The sequence below is a fragment of the Agromyces excoecariae genome (assembly GCF_051715505.1).
In the GTDB taxonomy this organism is placed as follows: domain Bacteria; phylum Actinomycetota; class Actinomycetes; order Actinomycetales; family Microbacteriaceae; genus Agromyces.
This window is the reverse complement of sequence record NZ_JBPSLA010000005.1, coordinates 81857-103955: the sequence shown is the minus strand read 5'-3', so window position 1 is coordinate 103955 and position 22099 is coordinate 81857. Positions and strand designations below refer to the sequence as shown.

The 22099-nt window shown below is 71.9% G+C and carries 19 protein-coding genes; 11 read left to right on the top strand and 8 right to left on the bottom strand.

From position 1 onward, the window contains the following. Positions 1 to 103: 103 nt before the first annotated feature. The gene (locus ACSJD1_RS07235) at positions 104 to 1561 is read right to left on the bottom strand and encodes an aspartate aminotransferase family protein (RefSeq protein ID WP_438854643.1); all 1458 of its coding nucleotides are present in this window, start codon (positions 1559 to 1561) and stop codon (positions 104 to 106) included. A gap of 95 nt (positions 1562 to 1656) precedes the next feature. Continuing rightward, a complete protein-coding gene (locus ACSJD1_RS07230; protein WP_438854642.1) occupies positions 1657 to 3222 on the bottom strand; it encodes a CoA-acylating methylmalonate-semialdehyde dehydrogenase in 1566 nt (521 codons plus the stop codon). Between the two features lie 199 nt (positions 3223 to 3421). Here ACSJD1_RS07230 and ACSJD1_RS07225 point away from each other — a divergent pair, with 199 nt between their 5' ends. The 3 genes from ACSJD1_RS07225 to ACSJD1_RS07215 all read left to right on the top strand — a co-directional run bounded on the left by ACSJD1_RS07225 (position 3422) and on the right by ACSJD1_RS07215 (position 6399). Next, complete coding sequence (locus ACSJD1_RS07225) at positions 3422 to 5086, top strand: PucR family transcriptional regulator (protein WP_438854641.1); 1665 nt, start codon at positions 3422 to 3424, stop codon at positions 5084 to 5086. 114 nt (positions 5087 to 5200) lie between these two features. Further along, a complete protein-coding gene (locus ACSJD1_RS07220; RefSeq protein ID WP_353815878.1) occupies positions 5201 to 5656 on the top strand; it encodes a VOC family protein in 456 nt (151 codons plus the stop codon). A 23-nt stretch (positions 5657 to 5679) separates the two neighbouring features. Further along, positions 5680 to 6399 (top strand): winged helix-turn-helix transcriptional regulator, encoded by a 720-nt coding sequence (locus tag ACSJD1_RS07215; protein WP_438854640.1) that lies wholly within the window; start codon positions 5680 to 5682, stop codon positions 6397 to 6399. A gap of 45 nt (positions 6400 to 6444) precedes the next feature. On the opposite strand, the gene ACSJD1_RS07210 is transcribed toward ACSJD1_RS07215, so the two are convergent. Then, positions 6445 to 6801: a YciI family protein gene (locus tag ACSJD1_RS07210; protein ID WP_438854639.1), complete on the bottom strand. Its 357-nt coding sequence runs from the start codon at positions 6799 to 6801 to the stop codon at positions 6445 to 6447. A gap of 146 nt (positions 6802 to 6947) precedes the next feature. On the opposite strand from ACSJD1_RS07210, the gene ACSJD1_RS07205 reads away from it, so the two are divergent. Next, positions 6948 to 8627 carry an alkaline phosphatase D family protein gene (locus ACSJD1_RS07205; RefSeq protein WP_438854638.1) on the top strand — a complete coding sequence of 560 codons (1680 nt, stop codon included), beginning with the start codon at positions 6948 to 6950 and terminating at the stop codon, positions 8625 to 8627. Between the two features lie 18 nt (positions 8628 to 8645). Here the strand turns inward: ACSJD1_RS07205 and ACSJD1_RS07200 are convergent, their stop codons facing one another. Beyond that, entirely contained in the window at positions 8646 to 9818 is a 1173-nt protein-coding gene (locus tag ACSJD1_RS07200; protein ID WP_438854637.1) for a DmpA family aminopeptidase, read from the bottom strand. 147 nt (positions 9819 to 9965) lie between these two features. Here ACSJD1_RS07200 and ACSJD1_RS07195 point away from each other — a divergent pair, with 147 nt between their 5' ends. Both ACSJD1_RS07195 and ACSJD1_RS07190 read left to right on the top strand, forming a co-directional pair. After that, complete coding sequence (locus ACSJD1_RS07195) at positions 9966 to 11441, top strand: APC family permease (RefSeq protein WP_438854636.1); 1476 nt, start codon at positions 9966 to 9968, stop codon at positions 11439 to 11441. Between the two features lie 19 nt (positions 11442 to 11460). Continuing rightward, positions 11461 to 12057, top strand: a complete 597-nt coding sequence (locus ACSJD1_RS07190) for a TetR/AcrR family transcriptional regulator (protein WP_438854635.1) — start codon at positions 11461 to 11463, stop codon at positions 12055 to 12057. Positions 12058 to 12102: 45 nt separating this feature from the next. On the opposite strand, the gene ACSJD1_RS07185 is transcribed toward ACSJD1_RS07190, so the two are convergent. Further along, entirely contained in the window at positions 12103 to 12486 is a 384-nt protein-coding gene (locus ACSJD1_RS07185) for a cupin domain-containing protein (RefSeq protein WP_438854634.1), read from the bottom strand. Continuing rightward, a complete protein-coding gene (locus ACSJD1_RS07180; protein ID WP_438854633.1) occupies positions 12483 to 13931 on the bottom strand; it encodes an NAD(P)/FAD-dependent oxidoreductase in 1449 nt (482 codons plus the stop codon). The genes ACSJD1_RS07185 and ACSJD1_RS07180 overlap by 4 nt, the downstream gene beginning before the upstream one ends. Before the next feature lie 184 nt (positions 13932 to 14115). Between ACSJD1_RS07180 and ACSJD1_RS07175 the strand changes: the two genes are divergently transcribed. Further along, on the top strand, positions 14116 to 14922 hold the full coding sequence (locus tag ACSJD1_RS07175; RefSeq protein WP_438854632.1) for a glycoside hydrolase family 16 protein: 807 nt from the start codon (positions 14116 to 14118) through the stop codon (positions 14920 to 14922). Positions 14923 to 15054: 132 nt separating this feature from the next. On the opposite strand, the gene ACSJD1_RS07170 is transcribed toward ACSJD1_RS07175, so the two are convergent. Next, positions 15055 to 16203, bottom strand: coding sequence for a serine hydrolase domain-containing protein (locus ACSJD1_RS07170; protein WP_438854631.1), 1149 nt, complete (start codon positions 16201 to 16203; stop codon positions 15055 to 15057). A 128-nt stretch (positions 16204 to 16331) separates the two neighbouring features. Here ACSJD1_RS07170 and ACSJD1_RS07165 point away from each other — a divergent pair, with 128 nt between their 5' ends. Next, entirely contained in the window at positions 16332 to 16871 is a 540-nt protein-coding gene (locus ACSJD1_RS07165; RefSeq protein WP_438854630.1) for a hypothetical protein, read from the top strand. A gap of 19 nt (positions 16872 to 16890) precedes the next feature. On the opposite strand, the gene ACSJD1_RS07160 is transcribed toward ACSJD1_RS07165, so the two are convergent. Next, a complete protein-coding gene (locus ACSJD1_RS07160; protein ID WP_438854629.1) occupies positions 16891 to 18396 on the bottom strand; it encodes a helix-turn-helix domain-containing protein in 1506 nt (501 codons plus the stop codon). Positions 18397 to 18630: 234 nt separating this feature from the next. On the opposite strand from ACSJD1_RS07160, the gene ACSJD1_RS07155 reads away from it, so the two are divergent. From ACSJD1_RS07155 to ACSJD1_RS07145, 3 genes are read left to right on the top strand one after another with little or no spacing between them, the layout of a single operon-like run. Beyond that, complete coding sequence (locus ACSJD1_RS07155) at positions 18631 to 19320, top strand: hypothetical protein (RefSeq protein WP_438854628.1); 690 nt, start codon at positions 18631 to 18633, stop codon at positions 19318 to 19320. A 31-nt stretch (positions 19321 to 19351) separates the two neighbouring features. Then, entirely contained in the window at positions 19352 to 21409 is a 2058-nt protein-coding gene (locus ACSJD1_RS07150; protein WP_438854627.1) for a sensor histidine kinase, read from the top strand. Next, positions 21406 to 22074: a response regulator gene (locus ACSJD1_RS07145; RefSeq protein WP_438854626.1), complete on the top strand. Its 669-nt coding sequence runs from the start codon at positions 21406 to 21408 to the stop codon at positions 22072 to 22074. The genes ACSJD1_RS07150 and ACSJD1_RS07145 overlap by 4 nt, the downstream gene beginning before the upstream one ends. Positions 22075 to 22099: the final 25 nt, after the last annotated feature.

The window sequence follows — 22099 nt, the reverse complement described above, 5'->3', positions numbered from 1 at the left end:
GCCTCCCTGGCCCTCCGGCTGGCCGAGCGGGCTCCCCGGGCCGGGCACGCCGGGGGCGCCGCCCGACCCGAGGTCGGGCGGCGCCCCCGCGGAGACTCCGGCGTCAGCCGAGCTCGGCGTCGGCCACGTCGAGGGCCGCGTCGATGATGTCGAGCCCGCGGACGAGGTCGGCCTCGCTGATGACCAGCGGCGGCGCGACGTGCATCCGGTTGAAGTGGATGAACGGCCAGAGGCCCGCCTGCTTGCACGCCGCGGCGACCCGGCCCATGGGCGCGGCATCCGCCCCCGACGCGTTGAACGGCACGAGCGGCTCACGGGTCTCGCGATCGCGGACCAGTTCGATCGCCCAGAAGAGGCCGAGGCCGCGCACGTCTCCGACCGACGGGTGCTTCTCGGCGAACTCCGCCAGGCGAGGCCCGACGACGCGGCTGCCGAGGTCGCGGACCCGCTCGAGGATGCCATCGCGCTCGAACACCTCGAAGGTGGCGACGCCGGGCGCGCACGCGAGGGGGTGCCCCGAGTACGTCAGGCCGCCCATGAACGCCACGGTGTCGAAGTGCGACGCGATCCGGTCGGAGATCACGACGCCGCCGAGCGGCGCGTAGCCCGAGTTGACGCCCTTGGCGAAGGTGATGAGGTCGGGGGTCACGCCGAAGTGGTTCACCGCGAACCACTCGCCGATGCGCCCGAAGCCGACCATCACCTCGTCGGCGATGTAGACGATGCCGTACTTGTCGGCGAGGGCGCGGACGCCCTGCAGGTAGCCGGGCGGCGGCACGAGCACGCCGTTGGTTCCGACGACGGTCTCGATGATGATCGCGGCGATCGTCGACGCGCCCTCGAGCGTGATGACCTGCTCGAGGTGGGCGAGCGCGCGCTCGGTCTCCTGCTCCGGCGTCTCGGCGTGGAACGACGAGCGGTACGGGTACGGCCCGAGGAAGTGCGCGACCGAGCCGTCGCTCGGCTCGTTGGCCCAGCGGCGCGGGTCGCCCGTGAGCGAGATCGCCGTCGCCGTGCCGCCGTGGTAGCTGCGGTACATCGACAGCACCTTGCGGCGGCCGGTCACGGCGCGCGCCATGCGCACCGCGTACTCGTTCGCGTCGGCGCCGCCGTTGGTGAAGAACACCTTGTCGAGGTCGCCGGGCGCGACCTCCGCGATGCGGCGGGCGAGCTCGCCGCGCACGTCGGAGGCCATCGAGGGCTGGATCGTGGCGAGGCGAGCGGCCTGGTCCTGGATCGCCGCGACGAGGTCGGGGTGCTGGTGGCCGAGGTTCAGGTTCACGAGCTGCGACGAGAAGTCGAGGTAGGCGTTGCCCTGGTAGTCCCAGAACGTGGCGCCCTCGCCGGCGGCGACGGGCAGCGGGTCGATGAGCGCCTGCGCGCTCCAGGAGTGGAACACGTGGGCGCGGTCGTCGGCGCGCACCTGCGCCTCGGCGGCCGGGTCGGGCAGGGCGTGCCGTGCGCCGCGGCGGTCGACGTACGAGGCCGCGGTCGCGGCATCCGTCGTCGCCTCGGCGCCCGCCGTCTCGCCGGCCTCGGTCGGGATGAGCGTGTCGGTCATGTGGGGTCCTTTCACCCGATGGGATGACCCGAACGGTCGCACCGCGTCGCGGCCGCGACCGTTCGCGTCATCCCGGTGGAGAGATCAGCGAGGGGTCAGTGGTTCTGGGGGAAGCCGAGGTTGATGCCGCCGTGGGTGGCGGGGTCGAGCCAGCGGCTGGTGATGGCCTTCTCGCGGGTGAAGAAGTCGAAGCCGTGGACGCCGTAGGCCTTGGCGTCGCCGAAGAGGGACTGCTTCCAGCCGCCGAAGGAGTGGTAGGCGACGGGGACGGGGATGGGCACGTTGATGCCGATCATGCCGACCTGGACCTCGTTCTGGAAGCGGCGGGCGGCGCCGCCGTCGTTGGTGAAGATCGCGGTGCCGTTGCCGAACTGGCCGGAGTTGATCAGGTCCAGGCCCTCGTCGTAGCTCTCGACGCGGACGACGGAGAGCACCGGGCCGAAGATCTCCTCGGTGTACGCCCGGCTCGTGGTGGGCACCTGGTCGAGCAGGGTGGGGCCGAAGAAGAAGCCGTCCTCGTGGCCGTCGACGGTGAACCCGCGGCCGTCGACGACGACGCGGGCGCCGTCGGCCTCGGCGATGTCGACGTAGGAGGCGACCTTGTCGCGGTGCACGTCGGTGATGAGGGGGCCCATGTCGGGCTCACGGAGCGTGCCGTCACCGGCGTCGGTGCCGGCGCCGTTGCCGATCTTCAGCTTCGCGATGCGCTCGGCGATCTTCTCGATGAGGTCGTCGGCGACGGGCTCGACGGCGAGCACGACCGAGATGGCCATGCAGCGCTCGCCGGCGGCGCCGTAGCCCGCGTTGACGGCCTGGTCGGCGACGAGGTCGAGGTCGGCGTCGGGCAGCACGAGCATGTGGTTCTTCGCCCCGCCGAGGGCCTGGACCCGCTTGCCGTGCCTGGAGGCGGTCTCGTAGATGTACTGCGCGATCGGGGTCGAGCCGACGAACGAGATCGACTGCACGACCGGGCTGGTGAGCAGGCCGTCGACGGCGAGCTTGTCGCCCTGCAGGACGGTGAACACGCCGTCGGGCAGGCCGGCCTCCTTCCACAGCTCGGCGAGCCACAGCGCGGCCGACGGGTCCTTCTCCGAGGGCTTCAGCACGACCGCGTTGCCGGCGGCGATCGCGATGGGGAAGAACCACATCGGGACCATCGCGGGGAAGTTGAACGGCGAGATGACGCCGACGACGCCGAGCGGCTGCTTCAGCGAGTACACGTCGATGCCGTTGGAGGCGTTCTCGGAGAACGCGCCCTTGATCAGGTGCGGGAAGCCGGTCGCGAGCTCCACGACCTCCTGGCCGCGCAGGATCTCGCCCATCGCGTCGGAGAGGACCTTGCCGTGCTCGCGCGTGATGATCTCGGCCAGCTCGCCCTTGCGCGAGTTCAGCAGCTCGCGGAACGCGAAGAGCACGCCCTGGCGCTTCGCGATCGAGTAGTCCTTCCAGACGCGGTAGCCGCGCTCGGCCGACGCGATCGCCTCGTCGATCTCGGCCTGGTCGGCGAGCGCGACCTCGGCCTGCACCGCACCGGTCGCGGGGTTGTACACGGGCGCGGTGCGCCCCGAGGCGGAGGCGCGGAGTGCGCCGTCGATCCAGTGCCCGATCTGCGGCACGTCGGTGGTCGCGGCGGGCGACGAGGCGGTCTCGGTGAGGCTCATGGCAGTCCTTCGGTGGGTCGTGGCGACGGATGCCTCGGCATCGCGTCGTCGGTGGCTCCGCCGGCTCGAACCTCGGGATCGGACAGATCGACCGACGTCGTCTATGCTGGCGTTTCCCCAGTCTTACAGAGGCAGAGAGGCCGAACCGATGCCAGAGCGTCGTGAAGACGAAGCAGATCGTACGGATCGTCCGGGCATCGTGGCGAACGGTGCGAACGGCTCCGGGACGGATGACGCGCTGCCGACGGTCGGCGAGATCCTCGCGTTGGACGCGGTCGCGGCGGGTGTGCCGGAGGTGCTGGTCGGCGACGCGGCGCTCGACGCTCGCGTGCGCTGGGTGCACGTCTCCGACAGTGCCGGCGTCGCCCGCCTCCTCGACGGGGGCGAGCTGCTGCTCTCGACCGGGTCGGGCTGGCCGACCGAGCCCGACGAGCTGCGCGCGTTCATCGCCGGACTCGTCGAGGTCGGCATCTCGGGCCTCGTGCTCGAGCTCGGCGCGCACTACCGCTACGTGCCGGCCGTCGTGCACCGCGCGGCCGCCGAACACGGTCTCGCGCTCGCCGCGCTGCACCGCGAGGTGAAGTTCGTCGGGCTGACCCAGGCGGTGCACCGTCGCATCATCTCCGAGCAGACCGCGGCACTGCACGCGCGCGACGAGGTGCGCGAGCGGTTCACCGCGCTCGCACTGCGCGGCGCGCCGGCCGACTACATCGTGCAGCAGCTCGCCCAGACGCTCGATGCCCCGGTGCTGCTCGAGAACCTCTCGCACGAGGTCGTCGCGGCCGACCTTCCCCCGGCATCGGAGGAGGAGGTGCTCACCGGCTGGCAGTTGCGCTCGCGCGATGCGCACCGCCGCCGGTCGACGAACGGGGTCGGCGGGCGCGGCGCGGCGACGGGGTCGCCCGCCGCCGCCCCGGACGCGTGGCTCATCGTTCCGGTCGAGGCGCGCGGCATCCGGTGGGGTCACCTCATCGCGCTGCCCGGACCGGCGCACCCCGCCGGTCGGACGAGCGTGCTCGAACATGGCGCGATCGCCCTCGCGCTCGGGCGGCTCGCCGACGGCGACGACGACACCTGGGGCCGCATCGGGCGGCAACGCCTCGTCGAGCACCTGCTCGGGGGGCGGTTCGCGGCGTCCGGCGGCGCGGCCGCGCGTCTCGAGGCGGCGGGCCTGCCGGTGCACGGCGCCGACCTCTACGGCGTCGTCGTGGCGGGGCGCGGTGCGGAGGGCGAGGCGGATGCCGCGGCTCGCGTGCTCGGCGGGCGCGCGCTCGACGGCCGCCCGGTCGGCACGGGTGCTGCGGCATCCGCTCGGGTGCTGCTCGTGTCGCTGCCGGCCGGCACCCGGTTCGACGACGACGCGGCGCGACGCTTCGCCGGGCAGCTCGCCACGAGGGCCGACGGCGCGACGGATGCCTCGGGCGTCGTGCTGTCGATCGGTGCGCGCTCCGCCGACCTCGACGGGCTCCTCGTCTCGGTGCAGGAGGCGCTGGACCTCTCGCGCACGCCCGTCGCGCGCGGCGCGCGCGGCCCGATCGTGCGTCGGTCGCAGGATCGCCCGCTCGTCCGGCTCGTCACGGCGCTGCGTGACGACCACCGGCTGCAGGAACTCGGGGAGCGCATGCTGGCCCCGCTCATCGAGCACGACCTCGCGCGCGGCGGCGACCTGCTCGACGTGCTCGCGGCGATGCTCGCGCACCCGGGCAACCGCACCGCGGCGGCGCAGGCGAGCCATCTCTCGCGCTCGGTGTTCTACCAGCGGCTGGCGCTCATCGGCGACCTGCTCGACGTCGACCTCGACGACGGCGAGACGCAGACGGCGCTGCACCTGGCGCTGCTGGTGCGACGGAGCGGCGTGCGCTGAGTCCGCCGGCGAGGCATCCATTCACTTGCTATTGACAAGTTCACTTGCAAAGAGCAAGCTATCGGATGTCGGCCGACCGGCCGGACCCGACCACCGGACATCCAGGGGGAAACCATGACCACCAGCATCTTCGTCAACCTGCCCACCACCGACCTCGAGCGGTCCAAGTCGTTCTACGAGGCCCTCGGCTTCACCATCAACCCGGCGTTCACCGACGAGAACGCGGCCTGCGTCGTGCTCGACGAGAACATCTACTTCATGGTCCTCACGAAGGAGTACCTCGGCACGTTCACCGACAAGCAGATCATCGACACGACGACGCACGCGCAGACGAGCATCGCCTTCACCCGCGACTCGCGCGACGAGGTCGACGTGGTGCTCGCGAAGGGCCTCGCCGCGGGTGGCACCGAACCGCGCGAGGCACAGGACTACGGCTTCATGTACTCGCGCGACCTCGAGGACCCGGACGGCAACATCCTCGGGTTCCTCTTCATGGAGCCCGCCGCGGCGCAGATGGGTCCCGAGGCCTACCTGGCCGAGCACGGCGTCGACGCCGCCGCGAGCGCCTGACCCGCGAGGTCGAGCGACCCCGCATGGCGACGCGAGCGGCGCGCGGCTACGGCCAGCACGGCGGCACGGCGAGGGCCCTCGAGCGGGTCGGCGACCGATGGGCGCTGCTCATCGTGCGCGACCTGCTCGTCGGCCCCCGCCGGTACGGCGACCTGAAGGCGGGCCTGCCCCGGATCCCCACCAACATCCTCAGCGATCGCCTGAAGGAGCTGCAGGAGGCCGGCGTGCTCCGCCGCGTGCCGATGGTGCGCGGCGGCTACGAGCTCACCGAGCTCGGCCGCGCCCTCGAACCCGTGCTCGTCGCGCTCGAACGATGGGGGTGGGGCCTCGGCGGGGAGCCGGGCGACGACGAGGGCGTCAGCGCCGACTCGCTCGCGTTCGCGCTGCGCGCGGCATTCCGACCGGATGCCGCGGCCGAGCTCCCGCCCACCGAGTACGTGCTCCACACGGGCGAGGTGTCGCTCTCGGCGATCGTCGTCGGCCGCACGCTCGACATCGTGCCCGTCGGCGACGGCGCCCTGCCGCAGCCGCGTCGACGCTCCGCGCTCGAGCCGGTGCCGCAGGCCGTGCTCGAGCTCGACGTCGCGCCGACCGCGTTGTCCGGCCTGTTGTCTGGCGACCCCGGTGCGCCCGGGATCGCGGTGCTCACGGGCGGCGGCGAGCTGCTCGAACGCTTCGGGCGCACGTTCCGCATCGACCCGGCCCCGACGACGACGGATGCGGCGGGAAGGCTGGCGGCATAGCCGGTTCTGCGGCTGAGCCCGAGCGACGGGCTCACCCGGATCGGCTCAGCCGGACCCGCCGATCACGCCCCCGCTGTGGACGGGTCGGACCTCGACGCCGCCCGAGCTCGTGCGGACCGCCGGGTTCTCGCGCGCGATCGCGACCGCCGCATCGAGGTCGGGCGCCTCAAGCACGTAGTACCCCGCGACGAACGGCGCATCGGGCACGAACGGCCCGGCGGTGACCCCGCTCCGGCGCACCGAGACCGCCTCGGCGCGCGGCGTCAGCGCGTAGGCGAGGACCATCGAGCCCGAGGCCGCGAGCTCCTCGGCGTGCCGATCGTTCTCCTCGAGCTCGGCCCCGGAGGCGTCGAGGGCGTGCGCGGACTCGTCAGCGTAGATGAGGACGGCGAACTGCGGCATGGGAGCTCCTTCCGTGGACGCAGCCGATCCTGCCAGCGACACCCGACGTAGGGAGGGCCTTGACGCCGGGCGGGGCGCGGTGGAGCGGTCGTCCGGGCCATCGCAACCCCGTGACGTTCGACGGGGCGGCGAGGTAGAACAAGGTGATGACCTCCCCGCTGATCCTCGGCCCGATGCTCCGTCACGTCGGCGAGACCTCCGCGACGATCTGGGTCGAGACCGCGGACGCCGCGACGGTCCGCGTCCGGGCCGACGGCCGCAGTTGGCAGGCGCGGACCTTCGCCGTGCACGACCACCACTACGCCCTCGTCGAGCTCGATGGGCTCGAGCCGGGGTCGGTGCTGCCGTACGAGGTCGAAGTCGACGGCGAGCAGGCCTGGCCTGAGCCGGACTCGGAGCTGCCGGCATCCGTCGTCGCGACCTGGGAGCCGGGCCGACGCCTGCGCATGGCGTACGGGTCGTGCCGCACGAGCGTGCCGCACGACCTGAAGGGCAACCTCACGCACGGCGTCGACGCGATGCGCACGTTCGCGCTCGCGCTCGCCGACGGCTACGCGGAGCGACCCGACCTGATGATGTTCCTCGGCGACCAGGTCTACGCCGACATCACCTCGGAGGAGATGCAGGAGTTCATACGGAACAAGCGCGACATCGACGAGGAGCCGGGCGAGGAACTGAAGGACTACGAGGAGTACGCCCACCTGTACCGGCTCGCCTGGTCCGACCCCGCCAACCGCTGGCTGCTCTCGACGGTGCCGACCGCGATGATCTTCGATGACCACGACATCCGCGACGACTGGAACGCCTCGCACGACTGGAAGCAGGAGATGGAGGCCACCTCCTGGTGGCACGGCCGCATCGTGGCCGGGCTCGGGTCGTACTGGGTGTACCAGCACCTCGGCAACCTCACCCCGGAGGAGCGGTCTCGAGACGAGCTCTGGCAGCGGGTGGCCGGTCACGACGGCGACGGCGAACTCGACCTCACCGATGAGGTCGACGCGTTCGCCGACCGCAGCGACCGCGAGCCGACGAGCGTCCGGTGGAGCTACACGCGCGACTTCGACGACATCCGCCTCGTCGTCGTCGACTCGCGCGCCGCCCGCCAGCTCGACCCGGACGCCCGGGCCCTGCTCGACCCCGACGAGCTCGACTGGTTCGACGCGCAGTTGCGCGGCGGATTCCGGCACGTGCTGATCGCGACCTCCCTCCCGTTCCTCCTCCCGATGGGCCTGCACAACGTCGAGGCGTGGGATGAGGCGATCTCGCAGGGCGCATGGGGTCGACGGGCCGCCCGCGTCGGCGAGACACTCCGCCAGGCCGTGGACCTCGAGCACTGGGCCGCGTGGGAGGACACGTTCCAGAAGGTCGCGCGGATGGTCCGGGAGCTCGCCGCCGGCGAGCGCGGGCCGGCCCCGCAGAACGTGCTGTTCCTCGCGGGCGACGTGCACTACTCCTACCTCGCCCAGGTCGACCGCGACGACGTTCCCGGGTCGCGGATCCTCCAGGCCGTGTGCTCGCCCATCCGGAACCCGCTGCCGCGGGTCATGCGCTGGTTCTCGGTCGTGATGTCGTACGGCGCGGCGACGCCGATCGGCCGGCTCGCCGCGCGTTCTGCCAAGGTGCCCGACGCGCCGTTCCGCTGGCGCACCGTGAAGGGGCCGTGGTTCGCGAACAACCTCGCGATGCTCGTCGATGCGCCCGACGAGCTGCGGCTGACGTGGCACACGGGCGTGGTCGACGACGGCGACCAGCGGCATCCGCACCTCGAACAGGTGGCCGACGTGCGCGTGCCGGCCGATCCCCGGGCGCGAGTGACCTCGGGCTGAGCGCGAGGCGCGGTCGGCTCAGGCGGCCGGGTGCTCGACCCGGCCGCCGAACGCGGCGCGCACCTCGTCGTGGGGGAGCGCGACGTTGGCATGACCGTCGCGGCCGACCATGTCGCGGGCGGCGACGAGCGCGTTCGCGACGGCCTCCTCGGTGGCCTGGACGACCGCCTCGAAGTAGGGGTCGATGCGGCCCCACGGCACGAAGCGCGCGGTCTCGCAGGGGTCGTCGCCCGGCTCGGTGGTCGGGATGCTCGAAGTGAAGGCGCCCGCGTTGGCGGTCGAGCACGCCAGGAAGATGTCGCCCGAGAAGTGGCTTCCGCTCGTGCCGGTGCGGGCGAGCCCGAGCGGCACTCGGCGGGCGAGGGCCTCGCACTGGCCAGGCAGGAGCGGGGCGTCGGTGACCACGATGCCGATGACGCTGCCGGATCCGGCGCGCACGCGCGCCCGCTGGCCGTCGCGGACGAACCACTCGAGGTCCTCGTACGGGTTCGGAGCGGCCGACGCCCGGCCGAGGGGGACGCCGGCGAGCCGCAGCTCGTCGCGGGTGCCGAAGTTGGCCTGCAGGAAGATGCCGACGGTGTGGGTCTCGGCGCCGAGCCGGACGATCCGGGATGCGGTGCCGGACCCGCCCTTGAAGCCGTAGCAGTTCATGCCCGTGCCGCCGCCGACGTTGCCCTCCGCGACGGGCCCGCTCGCTGCGGAATCGATCGCGGCGATCGCGTGCCCGGGCCGCACGTGCCCGGCGTTGATCTGGTTGAGGTAGCCGTCCCACGTCTCGCCGACCACGGGGAGCATCCACTCCGCGGAGAGCTCGGGGTGCTCGCGGTGCGCCCACTCGTCGATGCCCGAGTGAACCGCGCCGACCGAATGGCTGTTCGTGATGCCGATCGGCAGCGTGAGGGCGCCGGACTCCTCGATCCAGCTGCGGCCGGTGAGCTCGCCGTTGCCGTTGAGCGAGTGGATGCCGGCGGCGCACGGCACGCCGACGCCGTCGCGACCGCGGGGGAGGATCGCGGTGACGCCCGTGCGGGCGACGGACGGGTCACCTGGGTCGCCCTCGATGATCGTCGTGTAGCCGACCTCGACGCCGGGGACGTCGGTGAGGGCGTTCCAGCGACCGGGCTCGCCGTCGAAGGGCACGCCGAGGTCGCGGGCCCTCGGGCCGTGGGTGGTGGCATTCGACGTCGTCATCGACTCACTCCAAGATTTCGAACACGCGTTCAGATGTTACGAGACCTCAACATAACACTGTTGACAACGAGTAGTGAGGAGAACTTGAATCACTGTTCAAGTCCCGTCCATGTCCCGAGCGCCGCGGCGCGGTGAGGAGTACGAGCAATGACGCAACACGCACCCGAGGCCGTGGCCGATACACCGACCGGAGGAGAGGCCGGGGCGGGCAGGCTCGCAGGCGGACGCCTGCGCGTCTGGGACATCGTCTTCTTCGTGGTGTCCGCCGCGGCGCCGCTGACCGTCGTCGCGAGCGGCGCGCCCACCACGATGCGACTGGGTGGGATCGGCGCCGCCGGCGCCATCCTCATCTGCGGCGTGGTCCTCGTGCTCTTCGCGGTCGGCTTCACGGCGATGTCGCGCTACGTGCGCAACACGGGCGCCTTCTACGCGTACGCCTCCCAGGGGCTGGGCAAGCCGCTCGGCATCGGCACCGCCCTGGTCACGGTCTTCGCCTACATCGCGCTCTCGGTGAGCTTCTACGGCTTCCTCGGGCTGTTCGCCCAGCTGACATTCGCGAACCTCCTCGGCCTCGACCTCCCGTGGCCGATCTGGTCGCTCATCGCGGCGGGCTGCGTGGCCTTCCTGGGCTACCGCAAGGTCGACGTCGGTGCGAAGGTCCTCGCCGTCCTGCTCACCGCCGAGGTCGGCATCCTGCTCGTGCTCTCCATCGCCGTGCTCGTCAACGGCGGCCCCGAGCCCTTGAGCGCAGCGCCGTTCGCGCCCGAGAACGTGTTCCTCGCGCCCGGCGTCGCCGCGCTGTTCGTGATCGGCTTCGGCGCCTACATCGGGTTCGAGGGCACCGCGATCTACTCCGAGGAGGCCAAGGACCCGTCGCGCACGGTGCCGATCGCCACGTACATCGCGATCGGGTTCCTCGCGGTCTTCTATGCCTTCACGTTCTGGGTGCTCACGGTCGCCTTCGGCGCGGAGGGTGTGCTCGAGCTCGTCGCCGGCGACGACTTCGAGTCGACGGTCTTCATCGCCGGCGAGCAGTACCTCGGCGCATGGGCCGGCGGGGTCCTCCAAGTGCTCATCGTGACGAGCTTCTTCGCCTGCCTCCTGGCATTCCACAACGCGTCGAGCCGGTACCTCTACTCGCTCTCCCGAGAGGGACTGCTCCCGAAGCCGCTCGCCCGGACGCACCCGACCAGCCATGCGCCCCACGTGGCGAGCACCACGATCGCCGCCATCGCGGTCGTCGCCATCCTCATCGCCTGGGCCACCGGCGCCGACCCGCTCCTGCAGCTCGGAATCTGGGCGTACGCGGCCGGCGTGGCGGGGCTCGTGTTCGCCCAGGCCGTCGCGGCGGTCTCGGTGGTCGGGTTCTTCGCGAAGGACCGGCGCGGGCACGGCTGGTTCCGGGTCATCGGTGCGCCGGTGCTCGGCGCCGCAGGCCTGATCGCAGGGTTCCTGCTCATCGCGCTGAACTTCCAGTACGTGAGCGGGCTCGACGGCCTGCCCAACCTCCTGCTCCTGCTGCCGACCCCGGTGCTGTTCGTCGCCGGTATCGTGTGGGGACTGGTCCTGCGCCGGCGCAACCCGGCGCAGTACGCCGAACTGGCGGAGCCCAGGACGGACTGACCCGCGAGGAACGGCACACGTGAATCAGAGCAGCAGCCGGCAGGCGCAGCGCCGCGACGCACTCGTCGCGGCGCTGCGCCGCGTCGCGGGGGAGCGCGGCATCCTGCAGGCCAACGTCCGCACCGTCGCGGCCGAGGCCGAGGTCAGCGCGGGAAGCGTGCTGTACTACTTCCCGACCTTCGACGACCTCGTCGCGGCCGCGGTCGAGGGCGTGCTCGAGGAGTTCTACGAGCGCCGCCGCCGGATCGCGGAGGAGGTCGGCGATCCCCGCGAACGGCTTCGGGCGATGATCGAGGCGGGCATCCCCGACCAGATCAGCGACGACCTCCGGATCGTCTACGAGAGCATCGCGCTGCTCCCCGAGCGCCCGCAGCTGCGCCCGATGCACCGGTCGATCATCGAGCGCCAGGTGATGCTGTACCGCACGACCCTCGAGATCGGGGCCGGCGTCGGGGCCTTCCGCCCGCGGATGCCGGTCGCCGCGATCGCCCGCAACCTCGTCGCGCTCGAGGACTCGTACGACATGTACCCGCTGCTGGGTCTCGCTCTCGATCGCGCCGAGTGCCGACGGGCGGTGCTCGACTACGCGGCGCTCGCGCTCGACTGCGAGCTCTGACGGCGGGCTTGCCGAGCAGCGGGAAGGAAGCGGCGGAGGCGCGGGTCAGCGCGCGATGAACAGCTTCCGCAGCGTCTCGGTCACGGTCCACACGGTCGACATGCCCGCGTCGAGGCGCACGACGGAGCCCGGCCGCAGCTCGATCGCCGGCAGCGCCGGCTCGACGAACTCGACCGTCGCCGCGCCGGCGATCACCAGGAACACCTCGTCGACCTCGATGTCGCGCATCGCGCCGGGCGTCATCTCCCACACGCCGAGCTCGCCCGTGCGCCTGCCGTCGGCGGGCTCGTCGAGCGGGGCGTACCCGGTCTCGGGCGCGCCCGCGATGACCTGCTCGGCCGGCACGGGTTCGTGCGCGAGCGGGAGGCTCGCGGCATCCGTCATCGCACCCGCGACGAGTCGGGCGAAGGCCGGCTCGGGCGCGCTCACGAGTCGAACCCGAGGCCGAGGGCGTCGAGGGTCTTCAGCAGCATGTTGCGTCGTCCTCCGTCGTGGTCGGCGCGGTCGAGGGACCAGCGCGTGGCGTTGATGCCGAGGGACGCCGCGGGCTCCGGGGGGAACGGCAGCGGGCGCGTCTTCACCATCTTCAGGCGCGTGCGCTCGGTGTCGCGACCCGCGAGCAGGTCCAGCATCGTCTCGGCCATGAACCGCGTCGACGCGACGCCGAGCCCGGTGAACCCGGATGCGTAGGCGACGCGGCCGTCGCGCGCGAGGCCGGTGAACGCCGTGAACTGCGTCGACGTGTCGATCGCGCCGGCCCACTTGTGCGTGAAGCGCAGGCCCTCGAGCTGCGGGTACGTCGTGAAGAAGTGGCTCGCGAGCTTCTCGAAGCTCTCGGGGCGGTCCTCGTAGGCGTCGCGGACCCGCCCGCCGAAGTGGTAGATCGCGTCGTAGCCGCCGTACAGGATGCGGCCGTCGCGCGTCATGCGCGAGTAGTGGAACTGGTTGGCCATGTCGCCGATGCCCTGGCGGTTCGCCCAGCCGATCGCCGCGCGCTGATCGTCGGAGAGCGGCTCGGTCATGAGCACGTAGTCGTAGACGGGCACGGTCATCAGGCGGTTGCGCTTCAGCAGCGACGGGAAGACGTTCGTCGCGAGCACCGCGCGCGTCGCGTCGACCCGCCCGTGCTCGGTGACGAGCTGCACCGCACCGGTCGAGCCGGGGGTGTCGAGGCGCGTCACCGGCGAGCCCTCGAAGATCTCGACGCCCGCCTCCTCCGCGACGCGTGCGAGCTCGGCCGCGAGCTTCGCCGGGTGCAGGATGGCGCTCGTGCGCGTGTTCCAGATGGCGCCGAGGTAGGTGGGGGAGTCGACCTCCTCTCGGACCTGGTGCTCGTCGAGCAGCTTCACGGTGTCGTCGCCGCGCGACGCGGCATCCGCCGCCGCCTCGTGCAGCCACTCGACCTGATGCGGCTCGACGGCGACGTCGAGGGCGCCGTTGCGCTCGAACTCGAAGTCCATGCCGAACTCGGCCTCGGACGCCTCGATCGCGTCGAGGTTCGCGAGCCCCAGTCGGTCGAGGTCGTCGATCTCGTCGGGCCAGCGCGAGAGTCCGTTCTCGCGGCCGTGCGTGAGGCTCGCCTCGCAGAAGCCGCCGTTGCGGCCGGAGGCCGCCCACCCGATGCGCTTCGCCTCGAGCAGCACGACGTGCAGGTCGGGGTTGGCGCGCTTGGCGAGCACGGCGGTCCAGAGGCCCGTGTACCCGCCGCCGACCACGGCGAGGTCGGCGACGATCGTGCCCTCGAGGCGGGCGCGGGCGCGCTTCGCCTCATCGGCGAGGTCGTCGAGCCAGAACACGCGGTGCGCGGTGTCGGCGAGGCTGCGGTCGATGACGGATGCCGCGGGGCGGCGGCGTTCGAAGACGGTCGTTCCCATGGGTGGGATCACTCCAAGTCGGTCTGGTGCCCTCCATCCTGCCTCATATTGCACAGGTGGACAATAGGCGGATCGTCGGGATGGGCGACGGCGATCGGACAGGGTGGCCGGGGTTCGCCGGCCGTCCCCGCGCAGCTGTGGATGAAGGTCCCTCGTGTCGGTGGCGTCGGCGAGGATCGACCGCATGCCCGCTGTGCCGCCCGCTCCTCCCGTGCCGCCGCCCGCCCCCGACCTGCTCGAGTTCGACGCCGATCTCTCCGGTCCCGAGCTCGACCTCGAGCAGTGGATCCCGCACTACCTGCCCCAGTGGTCCAGCCGCGAGCGCACGCGCGCGCGATACGACGTTGCCGACGGCGTGCTGCGCCTGCGGGTCGACGCCGACCAGCCGTCGTGGTCGATCGAGTACGACGGCACGACGCAGGTGTCGAACCTTCAGACCGCCGTGCGCTCGGGGCCGGTGGGTTCGACCACTGGTCAGCATCCGTTCCGCGACGACCTGGTGGTGCGTGAGGCCCAGCGCGACCGACGGCTGTTCACCCCGCACTTCGGCCGCGTCGAGATCGTCGCCGCGATCGACGCCATCGACGAGCACGCCATGGCGGCGCTCTGGATGATCGGCCTCGAGGACGAGCCGTCGCAGTCGGCCGAGATCTGCGTCTTCGAGATCTTCGGTCGCGACATCGCCGACGACGGCAGTGCGGTCGTCGGCATGGGGGTGCATCCGTTCAACGACCCGTCCATCACCGACGACTTCGAGCAGGTGCGCGTGCACGAGGACGTGCGCGAACCGCACCGCTACGCCGTCGACTGGCGACCCGACGAGGTCGTGTTCTCGATCGACGGCCTCGTGCGCAAGCGCGTCGCGCAGTCGCCGCAGTACCCGATGCAGCTCATGCTCAACGTCTACGCGTTCCCGCCCGAGCCGCCCGCCGCGGCCCGCTACCCCGAGTCGTTCGCGGTGCACGCGGTGCGGGGGTACCGCGCGGAGTGAGCCGGGCCGGGCCCGTCACTCGTGCAAGGGCATCAGTGGCTCGGCGCCGTGTGCGGCCCGACACGCGGATCCTCATCCACGGTGAGGGCGACGTGCCGGGTGAGTGTCGTGCGCCGCTCCCGGGCCGCGCGATCACGCGCGAGCGGCCCGCTGCAGCGCACGCTCGATCTGGATGAGGGTCAGGAAGCTGCGGCGCATCTCGCGGGTCGACGCGAAGTTCAGGACGATGTCGGCGCCGTGCGCCGCATCGTGGAACACGTGCGTCGCGAGCACGCCGATGTGGCCGGTCGGACGGGGGAGGCCCGCCAGGAACGGCGAGAGCCCGCCGAAGCGGATCTGCATCATGCCTGCTCCGTACCGGATGCCCGGACGGAACCGGTTGCGCGGCTCGGCGAGGTACGCGAGCGTCGCCGGCGCGATCAGCGTGCCGTCATGGAGTGCACGGCTGAAGGCGAGCAGGTCGCCGGGCGTGCTCACGATGCCGCCGCCGGCCCAGTCGCAGCTGAGGCTCGTGAATCGGCTCGCCTCGACGCGGCCGAGCCTGAGCGGCGCGATCGCCGTGCGTGGGGGCGCGGCGGGCCCGGCACCGGTGCCGCGTCCGTCGACCGAGTCGCCGTCGGAGGCGCCGACGACACGGTCCCGGTCGGGCACGGAATGGAAGAGGAGCGCGCTGTCGAGCATCCGCGCCGGCCGGAAGACACGCTTTTGCAGCACGTCGTGAAAGGCCCGCCCGGTCGACTCCTCGACGATTCGGCCGAGCAGGACGAAGCCGGTGTCCGAGTAGCGGAAGCGATCGCCGGGGCGGCCGACCGGTCGCTGACGCTCCCGGCTGAACGCGAGCAGGTCGGCCGGTGACCAGAACCGGTCCGGTTCGGCGGTGACGAGATCGCGCAGCCGAGCACCTGTCGTGACCGGCCCGTCGAAGTAGTCGGCAACACCTGACGTGTGAGACAGCAGGTGGTCGACCGTTGCTCCGCCCGCGGCATCCGTCGACGAGGTCGTCTCGAAGAGGCCCGCGATCTCATCGCGAGGGAGCAACTCGGCCACCGGGGTGTCGAACGCGAACGCCCGCTGCTCGACGAGCTGCGCGACGAGCGTCGCCGTGGCGAGCTTGCCGACGCTCGCGACGTGGAACCGGGCGCCGGCGTCGCCGAAGCGGTAGTCGATGCCGAGCGCGGGTGCGTGGACCGCGACCTGGGGTGGTCCGAGCTCGCCGCGACCTCGCGTGACGCGGTCGAGGTGTCGGTCCAGGCGTGTGGCGAACGACTCGGTGCGCGCCATCTGCGAGAATCCTCTCGTCTCGAATCGTGATATCACGACTAGGGATATCACCAGTAGGAATATACGTCGCCGATCGGCCGCCGACAAGAGGCGGGCGTGACCGGCGGTGGTCGCGGAGGGAGCACCGGATGGGCCACGTGATCCTCGGGCTGCTGATGCTGCTCGGCCCGCAGACGCTGTACTCGCTGAACACCCAGTTCCAGCGCGGGCCGTCGCTGTTCTACCGGGCGAGCTTCGGCAGCCTGCAGAGCGCGCTCCGCGGACTCGTCGCGTCCGGATACGTGACCGTCGAGGGAGTCGTCGAGGGCGGCCGCAACAAGAAGATCCACACGATCACCGACGATGGTGTCGCGGCGTTCCACGCCTGGGTCCGCTCGCCGCTCGCCGGCGGCGACCTCGAGGTCGCCGCGCTCAGCCGGCTGTTCCTGCTCGGCCTCGTGGAGGACGTCGACGAGCGACGCGAGATCCTCGATCACATCACCTCGGAGGTCGAACGCGAGCTCACGCGTCTGGAGGAGTTCGCGGCCGCGCTCGACGAGCAGGCCGACGCCGTGCCCGACGAGTACCGCGAGGTGTTCCGCTACCAGCGCGCGACGCTCGACTACGGGCTCATGGCGCACCGCGCCGGGCTCGCGTGGTTCCGCGACCTCGCTGCCCGCGAGACCTGAGCCTGCCCGCCGTGCGGGCTCAACCTCGAGGCGCGTGCGCCTCGAGGAACTGGTACACCTCGGTCTGGTCGACGCCCGGGAAGGTGCCGGTCGGCAGGGCCGCGAGCAGGGAGGTCGGCGTGCGGGCGGCCGGCCAGGAGGCATCCGCCCACTTGCCCGACAGCTCGTCGGGCGCGCGTCGGCAGCACGACTCGTCGGGGCAGCGCGACACCGCACGATGCGGTGTCTCGCGACCGCGGAACCACTTCACGTGCTCGAACGGCACCCCGACCGAGACCGAGTACTCGCCCTCCTTGGCCTTCTCGATGCGCGAGGTGCACCAGAACGTGCCCGACGTGGTGTCCGTGTACTGGTACCACGGGCTGAAGCGGTCCTCGACGTCGAACACCGTGCGGGCCGTCCAGTTGCGGCACACCGTCGTGCCCTCGACGGCGCCGAGCGCGTCGGAGGGGAAGCGCACCGAGTCGTTCTCGTACGCCTTGATGATGGTGCCCGACTCGTGCACCTTCATGAAATGCACGGGGATGTCGAGGCGCGCCGTCGCGAGGTTCGTGAACCGGTGCGCCGCCGTCTCGTACGAGACCGCGAAGTGGTCGCGGAGCTCCTCCATCGAGATGCGGCGGAGGTTCTTCGCCTCGGTCAGGTAACGGACGGCCGCCTGCTCGGGCAGCAGGATCGCGGCCGTGAGGTAGTTGGTCTCGATGCGCTGGCGGAGGAAGTCGCCGTAGTTGCCGGGCTCCTCGTGGCCGAGCAGGTGCGAGGCGAGCGCCTGCAGGATCGGCGAGCGCGAGTCGCGCGACGGCGACTGCTGGGTCGGCAGGTAGATGCGGCCGTGCCGCTTGTCGGTCACCGAGCGCGTCGAGTGCGGCAGGTCGCCGACGTAGTGCAGCGAATACCCCAGGTGGCTCGCCATGTCGGCGACGAGCTGGTGCGACACCGGGCCGCCCGCGTGGCCGACGGCCTCGAGCAGCTCGGCAGCCTTCGCCTCGAGCTCGGGGTAGAAGTTGTCGCGAGCCCGCATCTCGGCGCGCAGCTGCGCGTTCGCCCGACGGGCCTCCTCCGGCGTCGCCGCGCGCTCGCGGTGCAGCCGATCGATCTCGTTGTGGAGCGCGAGGATGGTCTCGAGCGTCTGGTCGTTCATCGTCTTCGCCACGCGGAACGGCTCGAGGCCGAGCGCGGAGAACACCGGTCCGCGCTGCGCGCGCTCGACGGCGATCTCGAGCGCGGCACGTTCGGAGGGGGCATCCGGTCGCAGCAGCTCGTCGGCCGTCGTGCCGAGGGCGAGCGCGATGGTGCGGAGCATCGACAGCCGCGGTTCGCGCTTGCCGTTCTCGATCGCGCTCACCTGGGACGGCGCCCGGTCGATCGCCGCGGCGAGCTGACCCAGCGTCATGCCGGCGGCCAGGCGGCGCTCGCGGATGCGGCGGCCGAGCGTCAGCGCGTCGACCTCGTCGGGCCCGGGCTCGGGCGCGGCGGCATACGCGGCGGGCGGGGTCGCGAGGCGGGCTCGATCGGCGGTGACCATGCCTCATGCTCACATGCGCACCCGGATGGCGCAAACCGAAGACCGCCGAAAGTTCTGCACGAACATCGCATTCTCCGCGCTCGAGCCGATCAGATGGATCGGACCGCGATGAAGAACGACGTGAATTCTGTTATTCGAGCCGTTCAGCACCGAAATGGGACCGATGGTCCCGTGCGATCGGGACATCGGGACGGCGAACGTGGAGGCATCGAATCATCACGGAAGGAGCCCGCCATGTCCACGCGAGCCGACGACCCCGCCATTTCGACGACGCGGACCCGGCGCCGATTCCAGCCGACACGGCTGCTCGGCTCCGCATTCCTCGTCGTGTTCGCCGCCGGCACCGTCGTCTTCACCCTGCCGCCCTATGTCTACGAGGGCAGCACGCTCGACGACTTCGCCGCGGCCCATTCCGACGACGTGCGGCTCAACCTGACGTCATTGGTCGGCGTCGTGCTCTTCCCGCTCGCCGGTCTCCTCGTCGCCTGGTCCGCGGCATTCCTGCGGCGATCGGTCGACGTCGGACGCACCTCACCGTCGATCGGTGGGCAGCTCGGCGTCGTCGGTGCCGCGATCGTCGCGGTCGGGTCGCTCGTGGCCGGGGCCGCCTCGTCCGCCGGCGCGCACGTCGCCGCCGGTACCGTCGACGGCGGCTTCCCACCGGTGCCCGAGGTCGGGTACGGCCTCGAGATGCTCGCGAGCCAGTTGTTCAACGTGGGCACCATCGGACTCTCACTGCTGCTGGTCGCGTTCGGCGTCACCGCCTGGCGCTCGCGACGGCTGCCGAGGTGGCTCGCGTGGGCCGGTTTCGTGGTCGCCCCGCTCCTCCCCGTCGCGTGGATGCTGGGCATGTTCCCGCTGCTGTTCGCGGTGGCATGGGTCGCCGTCGCCACGGCCGTGGTGGATACTGAGCCCCAAGGCTGAGGCCGCGTCCAGCGGAGGAGGCGTCGACGCGATGAACGTGCTCCGGTCGCCCAGCATGTGGGCGTGGGTCGTGTGTGCGATCGCGTTCACGTCGGCCGTCGCCCTCGCGGTCCTCGTCCTCCTCGAGCGGGACGACCTGCCCGTCGCCATCGTCGACCAGCTGCCGTTCTACGTCGGCGGCGCGGTGTTCGTCCCGTTCATCGGGGTCCCGGCCGCGATCATCCTCCGACGCCTTCCGCGGCACCCGATCGGCTGGATCATCATGGTCGCCTCCGGCAGCATCATCCTGGACACCGCCGCGAGGTGGATCGTGATCGAGGGGTGGTACCTCGCTCCCGGGAGCCTGCCCGGCGTGGAGGTCGCGGCCTGGTTCGCCGAGTGGACCTGGTACCCGGCGATGATCGCGCTGCTCACCTTCGTGCCGCTGCTCTTCCCCGACGGCCGGCCGCCGAGCCGGCGGTGGCGGCCGGTGGTGATCGCGCTGATCGTGTGGCTCGTCCTCGCCACCGTCGGATACGCGCTCTACCCGTCCGAGCCGGTCGACTTCGTCGACGTCCCACGGGCGATCCGAACCGACGCCGCCCTCCCGCTCGCGCTGCTCATGGTGCTGACCCCGCTCGCGATCGGGACCGGCTGGGCCGCGGTCCTCGTGCGGCGACGTCGCGCTCGCGGCGACGAGCGCGAGCAGCTGCGGTGGATGCTCTGGGCGGCGGCCATCGCAGCCGTCGGATGGGCCGTGCTGTTCGCGACGGGTGCCGCCGGCGTGGGGTGGGGCGACTGGTCGCCCGTCGTCGCCATCCTCCTCGGTTGGGGGCCGCTCGCACTGGTGCTCCTGGCGGTCACGATCGCGATCGTGAAGTACCGGCTCTACGACATCGACCTCGTCATCAATCGGACGCTCGTCTACGGTGCGCTCACGATCACCGCCCTCGCCGTCTACGGGGCCGTCGTGCTCGCGGTGGGGTCGGTCGCCCCGACCCCCGCCGACTGGCGGGTCTCGGTGCTCGTCGTGCTCGTCGTCGCGATCGCCGCCTACCCCCTGCGGGAGTGGCTGCAGCGCGTCGTGAACCGGCTGATGTACGGCGACCGCGACGACCCAGCTCGGGCGATGTCCCGCCTCGCCCGGCGAGTCTCCGACACCGCCGTCGCCGAGGACCTGCTGCCCGCCGTGACCACCGGCGTCGGCGAGGCGCTTCGAGTGCCGTACGTCGCCGTCGTCACGGCCGGATCCGCGCATCCGATCGCGGCCTACGGCACGCGGACGACCGAACCGCAGGAGTTCGAGCTCGTGCACCAGGGTGAGTCGATCGGCATCCTCGAAGTCGGGCGCCGCAGCCGTGGCGAGCCGTTCTCGGCCGCCGACCGGCGCGTGCTCGAGGACCTCGCGCGACAGGTCGCCGGGACCGTCCGGGCCGTGCAGCTGGCGGAGGACCTGCAGTCGTCGCGCGAGCAGCTCGTGCTCGCCAGGGAAGAGGAACGACGACGACTCCGACGCGACATCCACGACGGCATCGGGTCGGCGCTGGCCGCGCTCGCCCTCCAGGCGGGGAACCTGAGGCGCTCGCTCCCCGTCGGCACGGATGGGGCCGAGGAGCGTGCGACCAGGCTCGAGAGCGGCATCCGCGACGCCGTGCTCGACATCCGTCGGATCGTCGACGACCTCCGCCCGCCCGCGCTCGACGACCTCGGGCTCGCCGGCGCCGTGCGCGAGCGCGCCGATTCGCTCCTGCCCGGTCGGGTGACGCTGGACATCCGGACGCGCGGGAGCGTGCTGCCGGCGGCGACCGAAGTCGCCGCGTACCGGATCACGACCGAGGCGATGACGAACGCCGCTCGGCACAGCGGCGCGTCCTCGGTGCTCGTGCGGATCCTCGCCGCCGACGGCGCACTGCGGATCGAGGTCTCGGACGACGGCGACGGCGTCGACGGCGTCGACGACGCAACCTCCGCAGGCGTCGGGCTGAGGTCCATGCGCGAGCGCGCGGACGAGCTCGGCGGTTCGTGCGAGGTCGTGGCGAGGCGGGGCGGCGGGACGACGGTCCGGGCCTCGCTCCCGATCCGGCTCGAGCGTGAGGGGCGGCCGGGATGACGGAGGACCGGATCCGGGTGCTCGTGGTCGACGACCACCCCGTGTACCGCGACGGGCTCGTCGGCGTGTTCGCCGCGGTGCCGACGATCGAGGTCGTCGGTGCGTCGCCCGACGGTCCCGACGCCGTGCGGGAGGCGGAACGCCTCCAGCCCGACGTCGTGCTCATGGACGTCAACCTCCCGACCCTCAGCGGGATCGAGGCGACTCGCGCGATCGTGCGGGCGAGTCCGCATGTGGCCGTGCTCGTCCTGACGATGGTCGACGACCACGATTCCGTCTTCGCCGCGATGCGGGCCGGGGCACGGGGGTACCTGTTGAAGGGCGCGACCCCGGAGGAGATCGCTCGCGCCACCGAGGCCGTCGCCGCCGGCGACGCCGTGTTCGGCTCCGGCATCGCGGGGCGGGTGCTCGCCTACTTCTCCGCGGAGCGGGCGCGGGGCGCGACGGACGAGGCGTTCCCCACGCTGACCGCCCGCGAGCGCCAGGTCCTGGAGCTGATCGCGTCGGGCGCCCGCAACCAGGAGATCGCCCGCGAGCTCTACGTGAGCCCGAAGACGGTCCGGAACCACATCTCCAACATCTTCACCAAGCTCCACGTCGCCGATCGCGACGAGGCCATCGCGCTCGCGCGCGATGCCGGGGTCGGTCGCGACGACGGGCGCTGATCCGGCATTCGGCTCCGCGCGGGGG